The organism is Saccharopolyspora pogona (genome assembly GCF_014697215.1).
In the GTDB taxonomy this organism is placed as follows: Bacteria; Actinomycetota; Actinomycetes; order Mycobacteriales; family Pseudonocardiaceae; genus Saccharopolyspora; species Saccharopolyspora hattusasensis.
Map to the genome: position 1 here is coordinate 2,876,351 of NZ_CP031142.1, position 10,643 is coordinate 2,886,993.

The 10,643-nt window shown below is 66.6% G+C and carries 11 protein-coding genes; 7 read left to right on the top strand and 4 right to left on the bottom strand.

Annotated elements, in window-relative coordinates:
• Positions 1–4: 4 nt before the first annotated feature.
• Complete coding sequence (locus DL519_RS48635) at positions 5–136, top strand: hypothetical protein (RefSeq protein WP_263399639.1); 132 nt, start codon at positions 5–7, stop codon at positions 134–136.
• 264 nt (positions 137–400) lie between these two features.
• Here the strand turns inward: DL519_RS48635 and DL519_RS13210 are convergent, their stop codons facing one another.
• Positions 401–670: a helix-turn-helix domain-containing protein gene (locus DL519_RS13210; protein ID WP_190815062.1), complete on the bottom strand. Its 270-nt coding sequence runs from the start codon at positions 668–670 to the stop codon at positions 401–403.
• Positions 671–757: 87 nt separating this feature from the next.
• On the opposite strand from DL519_RS13210, the gene map reads away from it, so the two are divergent.
• Positions 758–1,582, top strand: a complete 825-nt coding sequence (map, locus tag DL519_RS13215; RefSeq protein ID WP_190815064.1) for a type I methionyl aminopeptidase — start codon at positions 758–760, stop codon at positions 1,580–1,582.
• Between the two features lie 215 nt (positions 1,583–1,797).
• Here the strand turns inward: map and DL519_RS13220 are convergent, their stop codons facing one another.
• Positions 1,798–1,998, bottom strand: coding sequence for a cold-shock protein (locus DL519_RS13220; RefSeq protein WP_168589343.1), 201 nt, complete (start codon positions 1,996–1,998; stop codon positions 1,798–1,800).
• An 880-nt stretch (positions 1,999–2,878) separates the two neighbouring features.
• Between DL519_RS13220 and DL519_RS13225 the strand changes: the two genes are divergently transcribed.
• The 4 genes from DL519_RS13225 (at position 2,879) to DL519_RS13240 (ending at position 7,919) form a co-directional block, all read left to right on the top strand.
• Entirely contained in the window at positions 2,879–3,025 is a 147-nt protein-coding gene (locus DL519_RS13225; protein ID WP_190815066.1) for a hypothetical protein, read from the top strand.
• 112 nt (positions 3,026–3,137) lie between these two features.
• Positions 3,138–3,662, top strand: a complete 525-nt coding sequence (locus tag DL519_RS13230) for a hypothetical protein (RefSeq protein ID WP_223838910.1) — start codon at positions 3,138–3,140, stop codon at positions 3,660–3,662.
• 17 nt (positions 3,663–3,679) lie between these two features.
• The gene (locus DL519_RS13235) at positions 3,680–6,526 is read left to right on the top strand and encodes a M48 family metallopeptidase (protein ID WP_190815068.1); all 2,847 of its coding nucleotides are present in this window, start codon (positions 3,680–3,682) and stop codon (positions 6,524–6,526) included.
• Positions 6,527–6,896: 370 nt separating this feature from the next.
• A complete protein-coding gene (locus DL519_RS13240) occupies positions 6,897–7,919 on the top strand; it encodes a helix-turn-helix transcriptional regulator (RefSeq protein ID WP_190815071.1) in 1,023 nt (340 codons plus the stop codon).
• Between the two features lie 19 nt (positions 7,920–7,938).
• Here the strand turns inward: DL519_RS13240 and DL519_RS13245 are convergent, their stop codons facing one another.
• The gene (locus DL519_RS13245; protein WP_190815073.1) at positions 7,939–8,613 is read right to left on the bottom strand and encodes an alpha/beta hydrolase family esterase; all 675 of its coding nucleotides are present in this window, start codon (positions 8,611–8,613) and stop codon (positions 7,939–7,941) included.
• Between the two features lie 499 nt (positions 8,614–9,112).
• Between DL519_RS13245 and DL519_RS13250 the strand changes: the two genes are divergently transcribed.
• On the top strand, positions 9,113–10,018 hold the full coding sequence (locus DL519_RS13250) for an FG-GAP repeat domain-containing protein (protein ID WP_190815074.1): 906 nt from the start codon (positions 9,113–9,115) through the stop codon (positions 10,016–10,018).
• A gap of 27 nt (positions 10,019–10,045) precedes the next feature.
• On the opposite strand, the gene DL519_RS13255 is transcribed toward DL519_RS13250, so the two are convergent.
• On the bottom strand, positions 10,046–10,618 hold the full coding sequence (locus DL519_RS13255) for an HAD-IA family hydrolase (RefSeq protein ID WP_223838911.1): 573 nt from the start codon (positions 10,616–10,618) through the stop codon (positions 10,046–10,048).
• Positions 10,619–10,643: the final 25 nt, after the last annotated feature.

Consider the following 10,643-nt stretch of genomic DNA (forward strand, 5'->3'; position numbering starts at 1 on the left):
AGACGTGTACGTCGGACCAAAAGACCTGCCCCTCCGCGCGTCCAGGCTGACCAGCCGCTGGTGCGGGCTCCGCGAGGCGAACATGGCCAACCCCGACCTCGTGTCCTACGCCGGCTCTGCCGACCTGGTCTCCTGACCAGTACCGCCTTCCCCCAGTCAGGTGCGTGGGGTGAACAGCACCTGGTTCCAGGTCGACCCTACCCACGAACAAATCCACGCCACGTGCCTGGCCAGATCTGATGCCGTAGCGTGATGTGACTACACGCGATATCTGTCATCAGAAGATCGGTGCGACATGGGGTTCTGCTCATCGTTTCCAGCGATGGCCGGCACCAGCTACAGGTACTACTTGTCACTTTGCGATGGTGCCGGCCGGTTCCGTGGACGGGTGGAGCAGCGGCTACAAGACGGCTTCCAGCGGTAGGTCGCTGCCGCGCCAGGTGGCTGCCAACTCCTGCACCGGCAGGTTGAGCGCCTCACCGAGGCAGATGATCGTGCCGAATCCGGGAGAGGGTAGTCGTCCTGTCTCGATCTTGCGCAGGGTTTCCGGCGAGATGCCAGCCGCGTGCGCGACTTCCGCTAGGTCGCGTCCCGCTCGCGCGTGGCGCAGCAGGGCGCCGAGACGCCTGCCTGCTTCGATCTGCTCAGGTGTAAGCGGTTGGCGGACCATGCGCCCAGGATATTACTGGTATTACTATACCGGCAAGTGTTAGAGTGCCGGTATAGTAATACCAACACTCTGTGACGCGAGGTATTCGTGATTGAACTGAAGACGCCTGCGGAGATCCAACGAATGCACGTGGCCGGGCGTTTCGTCGCCGGAATACTCTCCGAGGTCGGCCAGCTCGCCGACGTGGGCGTCAATCTCCTGGACCTGGAGCACCACGTGCGCGGCATGATCAAACGGCGCGGGGCGGAGTCGTGCTACTGGGAATACGCGCCGTCCTTCGGACGCGGCCCGTTCCGCAACGTCATCTGCCTGTCGGTCAACGACGCCGTCCTGCACGGCCTGCCCCACGACTACACGCTGCGTGACGGCGACGTACTCAGCGCGGACCTCGCGGTCAGCGTCGACGGCTGGGTGGCCGATTCGGCGCGCACGGTCGTCGTCGGGACCGCCGCCGAGGAGGACTTGCGGATCATCCGCGCCACCGAGGAAGCGTTGGAGGCGGCGATCGAGATGGCGCTTCCGGGCAACCGCCTGGGTGACATCTCGGCGGCCATCTGGGCGGTAGCCCACGACTACGGTTACCCGGTCAACACCGAGTTCGGTGGCCACGGCCTCGGCCGCACCATGCACGAGGGGCCCCACGTTTCGAACAAGGGCCAGGCCGGGCGCGGCCTCACGCTCCGGCCGGGCCTGACCCTCGCGCTCGAACCCTGGTTCGCCCGCACGACCGACCAGATCGTCTATGACTCCGATGGCTGGACCATCCGGTCGGCCGACGGCTCACGCACGGCCCACTCCGAGCACACGGTCGCCATCACCGACGACGCCCCCTTGGTGCTCACCCGGCGTGAACCAGAGGACCCCGTAACGAGGGGTGATTCCGCCAGTCGTCTATCCACAAAAGACGCCTAGCACACCAACGGCAGGTGCTTGGCCCGTAGCGGATCACAGGTGCCAACCGGGCTCAGCGCCGAACAGATCCACTAGCCCGCCGCCTTCGTGCCAAGCCGGCAACCCTCCGCAAGCCGACATCCGCAAATCGGCATGACAGTGCTCTCCGGTGTGACCTCGGAAACACCGGTGGCTCCCAGCCCAGGTCGGACAGGGAGCCACCGGAGAGAGGCAGGTCAGACGCGCACGCTGGCGGCCTGCGGGCCCTTAGGGCCCTGGGTGACCTCGTAGGTCACGTGCTGGTCCTCGGACAGCTCACGGAAGCCCGAGGCCTCGATGGCCGAGAAGTGCACGAATACGTCCGGGCCACCGTCGTCGGGGGCGATAAAGCCGAAGCCCTTTTCCGCGTTGAACCACTTCACGGTTCCCTGTGCCATGACGATCTCCTTAGGACCTAGAGCTAGAACCGGCGCGACACCTTGCGTGCCTGCCGGGGCCGGCGGGATTTCAGACGGCTGCTAACTCCAGCTTGACCAAAGAGAGCGGCTCGCCCGCATCGATATCCTGCGAGCGTGCACGAAACACGATCCAGAACTACTGCGACCACAACTGACACTACACCACCATGAGCTTCATCAACAGGCGGACCGACCCGGGCGTGTCGCAACTCTAGGCGAGGCGCGTGGGTCCCCTCCCGATCATCCTCCGCCAAGAGACGACGGGAGGCCCGTCACCTGCCAAAAAGTGATCACGGTGCCGCCGGACACGACCACCGGCAAGCCCCATCCGCCGGACTGTCAGTCATGCACGGTGCCCAAAAGTCAACTGAAGACCAGTGATCTGCTCCGCTATGACGACGGCAGCGGCAAGCCGCTGGGCATGGCCGACCATTGCGTGACCTTCGACTGCAGTATCTCCGACGAGCGCACTGCAGCGTCGAGCCGGACAAAGCCCGGAGAACGCAGGGCAAAACGCCCGGGTGCGGCCGATCTACGTCGGCCGCACCCGGACAAGACCGACTACTGCTGCCGTTGCGCGATGCCCTTCATATACCGGCGACCTCGCGGCCATGGAGGACGAGGGCTACGCCAGCATCACTGGCGATTCGGGGCGGAGAGAACATCTATCCGCGTGAAATCGAGGAGTTCCTCTACACGCAACGGCCTGACCAGCCATACCTATGGACCCATTAATCCACAGTGGACCTTAGGGCCGCCACTGCGTGGGCTCACCCACGACCTATCGCTCCGGCAGCATGCGGGGTTTAACAACCCTGCGATGCCACGTGAGCTGAGGGTTTGGCTCATGGAGCGCTCGATGCTGGCACGATCACCGGTCATGTTCTGGTCGTTTGCAGCGGTTGATCTTCGGCAGATGGGCATCCTGCGGGCACGAGTGCCCGAAGCAGCCATCCACGAACACGGCGATCCGCGCCCCGCGGAGCAAGACATCAGCAGGCGTTGAGCCATTGGAGTGGTTTTTCGGCAAGGCCCGTCGACCGTGATCGGGAATCTGGACACTGGCTGGGCACAGTGGATGCGACTCGCCCGGGAGTGCTATGAGCTCTGGATCAGCCTTGCCAGATAGGCAAACCGATGCTTCGGGCGGGGCCAGGGTGCGCGATGTGGTCCACGATGTGGTGGCCGAGGTCGCGTCGGACGAACTGCCTTTGGTGGCCGGACTGGCGCGGTCCGACGACGCCACGGTCGTGAGGCGGTTGAGCCGCTGGGGCCAGCGGCGGGAGCCGTTGGGTTTCGGCTTGGCCGAGATCGCGGCGATGGTGACTCCCGTGGTGTGGCTGGCGGTGGACGAGGTGGCGCAGCGGCTCGCCGGCGCCGCCGTGGACGGCACGGCGAAGGGCGCAAAGGGCTTGCTGGGCAAGGTCTTCCGCCGGAAGAAGACGCCCGCGGTCGTTCCGCCGCTAGCCCCCGAGCAGCTCGTCGAGGTGCGGCAACGGGTACTGGAGCTGGCCGCGCAACGCGGCCTGGAGCCAGAACACGCGATCACGATCGCCGACGCGGTGGTGGCTCGGCTGGCGCTGCCCCGCGGTCCAGCGCAAGGCCCCACCGATCCGGACGCCAGCACCCCGACCCAGGGCTAGCGCGGGGCTAGGCGCCGATGACCAAGACGAATCGTCAACCGCAAACCGACGAGCGGGCGATTGTGGCGGGCACGACCATACGCTTCGTGCTCCTGGTCGCGCTGCTGCTGGTGAGCAGCGGCCGGATGATGCTGGATGTCGCGCTCGGGTTCTACGGCGAAGGCGACATGAGCTGCGTGCTGGCGGCCGGAGGAGATCCCAGCCAGAACTCCAGCCTGTACATCGGCGCCATCGTCCACGCACCCGCGTTCGAGGCATGCACCGCTAGCTACCAGTCATCGCCGCCGTGGTGGCTGCCCCTCGTCGTGTGGCCCACGCTGCTGCTGATCGGTGCCGGCCTGCTGTTCTGGGGCCTGCCGGCCTGGCGGACGCGGCGGGGACGGGTCGTCCCGCTGGAGGCGATCGACCGCGATGGCGCGCTGCATCGGCTGCTGGGCGAGTTGGCGGCGGGGGCGGGCCTGGCCCGTGTGCCGCGTGTCGTCGTCGATCCGGCGGCGCCCTCGACCGGTGCGGTGGTGTTCGGCCGCAATGGTCGGCCGACCGTCTGCCTGGACGGTGGTCTGCTCGCCCGCAGGCGCACCGACCCTCTCGGCTTTCGGGCGGTGCTGCTGCACGAGTTGGCCCACATCCGCAATGGCGATGTCACCATCACGTACGTCACTGTCAGCCTGTGGCGGGTGTTCCTGGGTTTGGTGCTGCTGCCTTTCCTGGCCCGCTACATCACGATGTTCGCCCACGAACTGGGATCGACGATCGGCCCCAACGAGGAGCCGATGGCCACGCGTGGCCTCCTGCTCACGGTATTCCTGGTCGTGCTGGTCTACCTGGCGCGCGCGGATGTGTTGCGCAGCCGGGAGATGTACGCCGACCTGGCGGCCGTGCGATGGGGCGCGGACCCCCGCACCTGGGCCGCCAGGACACCCGCCGCAGCCGGAGGCGCACCGCGGCCGGCGTTCGGTTCGTTTGCCGAACTGTGGCGCACCCATCCGCGATGGGATCTGCGCCGGGATGCCCTGACCAATCCGGCGGCGCTGTTCGCTGTGCCGGCGTTGCCGATGTTTCTGACCGGGGCCGCCGCCGCGCTGATCAACGCACATTTGTGGTCCTTGGCCCAGCAGTACGCCCCGAACAACAAATGGGCCGAGCAGGCGGCGGCGCTGACTGCGGCGGCGCTGGTTTCGGGGGTTGCTGGAATCGCCCTGTGGCGTGCAGTGGCCCATGCCGGGCTCACCGCTCGGCGTGCACCATCCGGTGTGCGGGCGGGGCTGTGGCTGGGAGCCGGGATGGCGGCTGCGGAACTGTTCGTCAACCGCGCTGTCCTCTTCGGGTGGCTTCCCGCGCAGCCCGCGGTCCTGGTGCTGGTGGTGCTCGCAGGAGTGGTCTTCGCTTGGTGGACAACACAATGCGCCCAACTGTGGAGCGGAGTGTGGCCGGGGCGTCGGATCTGGACGGCGATGCTGCCGGGCCTGGCGGCCGGATGCGTGGCGTTGTCAGCGTGGTTCGCGTGGTGGCAGGGCGTGGGGACGATCATCGGGCACGGGTGGCAGGTCAACCCGGACGGCGTCCGCCAACTGTTGATGCAGGGACTGTCGCCGGACCAGGCCGCGGAGCACTACACGGCGTTGTCCGCGATTGCCTTTGTGTGGCCACAACTGCAGACGATCACCTACTTGCCCGTTGTGCTGTCTGCGGTTGCGGTGTTGTGGCTCATGCCGCTGCTGGCCTGGGTGATTCCTCCGGCCCCTGTCTCGCCCCGCTGGGTGCGCGACGCCGTGGGGGCGTCCGGTGGCGTGCCACCACACGGGGAGGGGTTGCCGCCGCTGCGACGGGCGTTGCTGCCGGGACTGCTGGGCGGGGTGCTGAGCTGGGCAGTCGTCGTATGCGTGATGGCGTACATGCACACGTGGCAGCCGCCGCTCGGGCAACGAGACGTCACCACCTTGCTCTACCAGGCATGGGTGTTCTTGGCCCTGTTAGCGGCGGTGGTCACCGCCGCCGTAATCGCGAGCGTGCTGGCGAGTCGCTACCGGCTTCTCATTGCACTCATCGCGGCCGAGACCGCGGCTTTGGCGGGTTTCGCCGGGGTTTTCGTGCTCGCCGACATGGACGGCTGTGTCCAGCCGCTGAACACACTCCAGTCGTCCTGCGTGGTGAGTCCCGCCTCGATCTGGCTTGGCTTCCAGCACATCCTGGGAGTCATCCTGGTGCTTGGTGCGCTGGTGGCAGTCTTTGCGGCCGCAGCCGTGTCGGCGATCCGCAGAGCGTGGCCGCCAGCGACGCAAGGGCCCCGGGCGGGGCGGGATGGTTTGCTCGCCCGCCGGACTTGCGTAGGCGCGTTGTGCGCAGTGGCGGTGGTGATCACGTTGACCCAGGAGATACCGCGGGTCTTGAAACGCCCACTGGAACACGCACCGGCCGTGGGAAGGATCGTTCCCGGCGACAACACAGCGGTTTCCGCCCACACGCGTGCGATGCAGGTGATCGCCTGGAGCCGAGTCGGGGGATGGGCGCTGATGGACCGCTTTGCCGCCGACGCCCGCAGCCTGTCCGAGGTCCTGCGCGAGGCCGCGACCGTCACGAAAGGCGTCATCGATCCGGCCCGCGTTCGCCCCTTCTGCGATGACCTCGCCCAGATCGCGCGAGACGCCGATCGCTTCTTCCCGGTACCCGAGCCGCAGGCCCAATCCCGCTGGCAGGAATTCATCGCGCAGGCGAGGGAGAGCAGCGCGGACTGCGGACAGGCCCTGGACCAGGAAAACGGCCGCCTCTTCCTCGTGGCGGTACGCGAAATGACCGAGGCGGGAGACACACTCAAGGCGGTGAAGGACCGGATCGGCACGGTGGCGCACGACGGCGGCTTCTAGCGCCTCCTGAGCCGTTTCCCTAGCAAACGCCGACATCGGATAATGGCCTTGATCGGCAGGTCACCAGGCGTGCGCACTGCAAGCGCTGGGGGCCGTAGATCACTGGCTCACCACCACGGTCGAACCTACGCGCTTGACAGCGGGTCGTCGAGCGTTTGCACGACATGTTGCCCGACGGCGAGGTCCGGCACTTTGTCGTGCTGAACCTGCCCGACTACACCACGACCTCCACCGTGTCCCTTGGGCTGGGCGTAGCTTGGTGCCCCGGATCTGAACGGTCTCCATGTGCGCCGAAAAGGCCGGGAGACTACGGATATTCGCTTTCGGCGGGAACGGCACATCCGGAAAACTCAACATCGTGACACCAGACATGGACCGCCTGGGGCGTGACCTCTGTTCAGCGGCCGGGGACGGCCTGACCTCAGACGAGATGGGTGAGGTCATCTCCCGCACCATCGTCGGCCTGGTCGCACACGACGCCCTCCACGTGTGCTGGCGGAACCCGGATACGAACATGGCCTCATTCGGATTCTGGCATCGGCTTACCGCGAAGATCGGCCGAATGCAGATGATCAACTTGTACTCGGGCCAGGAGCCGGCCCATCCTGCCGAGCTGGCACGCCGAGGCGTCCTGGCGCAGGTGGTGAATGCGCGCGACCGGCTTGCGTACAAGATCCTGCTGGACAACGGGTTCGGCAGCGAGTTGCGTCTGCTCCTGCGGGGCTCCCACGGGTCGTGGGGAACACTCGTGCTGTTCCGGGAGCAGGGCGGCAGACCCTTCGAACAAAGCGATGTGGACCGCGTCGCGGAGCTTGTCAAACCCCTGGTGGCGGCGTCGCGGGGCTACATCAGGGCAACCCCCCTGCGTCCAGCGGACCAGGACCTGCCCCCAGGAGTCATCGTGGTGGGCGCCGATCACGCGGTACGCGGGATCACTCCTGAGGGGCACGCGTGGCTACGTGAAATACGTCTGCCAGGGCCACTGGCCAAGCCCGAGTGGGCAGCGACAGCCCTCTCGAGCGAGGTGGCGATGGCCAGCAGGAGGTTCGTACGTGACCCAACAACATCGCGCCCGGTGGCCTGTTTGCCCTCGGCATACGCCGGACGTTGGGTTAGCGTCCAAGGCCAACCTCTCAACGCGGATGGCACGGGCGACGTGGCAGTGATCATCCAGGCGGCTGGTGTGGAACTGCTGCCCGCTCTGTCGGCCTGGTACGACATCACTGCCAGAGAACGCACCATCATCGACCAACTCCGCGAGGGCATACCCGCCAAGCAGATCGCCCGACGGCTCGACTTGTCGGTGCACACCGTGAACGATCACCTCAAGTCCATCTACCGGAAAATCAGCATCACCAGCCGCGAGGAGATCATGGCTGTGCTGACTCGTTGAGGTCGACTGGTCAAGCACCTCACGGGAGCCGATTACGCAGGAAGAAGTTCCACATACGGTTGGCGATATCAGTACGGTTGTCGTCCGCGGGCCAGAAGTGAGTGCCCCGATAGACGCGCCACACCACCTGAACGCCCGCACGGCACGGGCCGTACACGGCGGCCTCCACCGGTACACCCGGTTCCGTGACCGGGGTCGCCGGGCAGTCGTTTCGTCGGAGCCATTCATCGCGGTGCGCGACGGCGAGCGGGGGAAGGCTGATGAGGTCACCATCGCTGTGGAACAGACCCACCGCGATCGGGCGGTCCGGTACACAGGGGCTGCCGGTGAACGAAGGGGACACGCCTCCGTAGGCGGCAACCGAGGCGAACACCGTGGAGGCGTCGCACGCGAGCCTGGCCGACATGTTGGCGCCGCTGGAGAAGCCCTCCACGTGGATCCGGCGCGGATCGACACACCAGGTTCGGGAGATGTCCTTGACCACCTCACGCAGGTAGGTGACGTCACCGGACCGCTGGGCTGCGTCCCACACCAGTCCTGCCCCTGCCGACGGGTAAGCGACGATGAAGTACCTGGTGGCGGCGGCAGTTGACCAACGAGTCTCCCTCTCGTGCAAGAAGTACGGCTGGAGCGCGCCGTGGAGGCTGAGCAGCAACGGCACCGAAGCCCCGGACAGACCCGGTGGCACGTTCACGTGGTAGGTCCTGCCCGCGGCCTCACGGCTGACGGTTCCCGAGGTGGGCACTAGCGTGCAGCCGGCTCCCCCCGTCGCGGTTGCGGAAGCGGAGGGGGTGCCGGTGATCAGGAGTCCCACGCACATCGAGACGGCGAGCAACCGGGCGGTGAGCCGTCTGGCGAGGGTAGCGCGTGACAGTCTTCGGGGGCGGGTAGATGCGTGCACCCTGGTTTCTCCTTGTCGGCGGTGTGATCAGCGGGCGTTACACGGTACTGCGCGGCCTGGCCGCCGACACGGCTGCATGGCCACACCCGCGCGTTACAGGCAACACGTGCTCTTGTCACCCCCCCAAAGCTTGGGATTCACGAACTTCCCGCACCGAACGATCCTCGAAATTGCGCACTGGTAGTTGGCTGACGGCCGAATCGACCGGCAGACCCTTACCTAGCGCGTCAGGGATCAGGGGCTATGAATCCGATCGGGAGAACACATGCGATCTGCTGAGCTGACAAAACCAATGCTAGGAAGGAAAATCGGCGCCGCACTCGCGGCGACTGCGGCAGCACTCGCGTTCACCGTCGCGCCTGCCCAGGCCGCTGCGGGCAACGCGGACCTGCTGTGGCACAACCCGAGGACCGGCGACGTGGGCGCTTGGCTCACCGACGGTCACGGCACGGTGCTCGGGGACAACAGGCTGTCCTGGAAGTGCGGGCCCGACTGCGCCAACCAGTGGCGCGTGGTCGGCGGCGGTGACTTCAACAACGACTTCACCTCCGACGTGCTGTGGCACAACGCCACGACGGGCGAGCTGTCCGCGTGGATCCTGGACGGCAAGGGCACCGTCACGAAGGCGTTGAGCCTCGACTGGAAGTGCGGCCCCGAGTGCGCGAACCAGTGGAAGGCCGTCGCCATCGGCGACTTCAACGCCGACAACAAGTCGGACATCGTGTGGCACAACGCGTCCACCGGCGAGGTGGGAACGTGGCTGCTCGACGGCAAGGGGCACGTGACCGGCAACCCGAACCTGTCCTGGCCGTGCGGGCCCGACTGCGCGAACCAGTGGAAGGCCGTCGGTGCCGGTGACTTCAACGAGGACAACCTCGACGACCTGTTGTGGCACAACGCCACCACCGGTGAGGTGTCGGCGTGGCTCACCAACGGCAAGCAGACGGTGACCGGTGACCTGAAGCTGTCCTGGAAGTGCGGGCCCGACTGCGCGAACCAGTGGAAGATCGTCGGTGTCAACGACTTCAACAACGACTTCAAGAACGACGTGGTGTGGCACAACGCCACCACGGGTGAGGTCGCGACGTGGACGTTGAACGGCAAGGGCGCCGTGACCGGTGACCCGCGCCTGTCTTGGAAGTGCGGCCCCGGCTGCGCGAACGACTGGAAGGCCGTCGCCACCGGCAACTTCGGCTGACGCTGACGAACCCGGCGCTTCCCCCGGCTACGACTGGGGGAAGCGCCGGGCTCGTACCGGATCAGCTCGGACCGCCGCTGCGTACCGAGCTGCGACGAGCATGCTCTGCTCGGGCTCGACGCGGAGGAGATCCAGCGCCATCTCGTACACCACGGGGCCGGGCTTGTAGGCGCGCACGAGTTCGCTGGAAAGCACGCAGTGCCAAGGTAGAGCGCCTCGGCGGCCGATATCGGCGAGCATCGCCGTGGTCGCGTTGGACAGCGCCACCAGGGTGAAACGTCCCGACAGGGCGCGGAGAGCCGGCGCCGCATCCGGCCACGGGCGCAGCGGATCTCGCGCACATCTATCGCCATTCCGGCGATCTTCCCACGGGAATGCGGGCGGCCGTGCGTGCTCTCGCACGGACCGGTGCCCGTGGCGTCGTGAGCGGCAATGCCGGTTCTTACCGGTGTCATGTCTCGGTAGATGTGTGAATCCCCGGACGCGCCTAACCCACCCACGGAAGAAGCAGAAGAGCCATAAAAAAGTCCGGCGCCGGGGAGAGCCGTAACCTGCTTTCAGGACGAGAGCGGGTTCTCGCTGCCAGTGATATGACGGCATGGCCGGCCACCCAGCGGCGGTGGAT

Bases quoted from the DNA above. Each gene is read 5' to 3' on its own strand.
- DL519_RS13210 (WP_190815062.1), bottom strand. From the start codon at position 670: ATGGTCCGCCAACCGCTTACACCTGAGCAGATCGAAGCAGGCAGGCGT.
- DL519_RS13220 (WP_168589343.1), bottom strand. From the start codon at position 1,998: ATGGCACAGGGAACCGTGAAGTGGTTCAACGCGGAAAAGGGCTTCGGC.
- DL519_RS13225 (WP_190815066.1), top strand. From the start codon at position 2,879: ATGCTGGCACGATCACCGGTCATGTTCTGGTCGTTTGCAGCGGTTGAT.
- DL519_RS13235 (WP_190815068.1), top strand. From the start codon at position 3,680: ATGACCAAGACGAATCGTCAACCGCAAACCGACGAGCGGGCGATTGTG.
- DL519_RS13240 (WP_190815071.1), top strand. From the start codon at position 6,897: ATGGACCGCCTGGGGCGTGACCTCTGTTCAGCGGCCGGGGACGGCCTG.
- DL519_RS13250 (WP_190815074.1), top strand. From the start codon at position 9,113: ATGCTAGGAAGGAAAATCGGCGCCGCACTCGCGGCGACTGCGGCAGCA.
- DL519_RS13255 (WP_223838911.1), bottom strand. From the start codon at position 10,618: ATGCCGTCATATCACTGGCAGCGAGAACCCGCTCTCGTCCTGAAAGCA.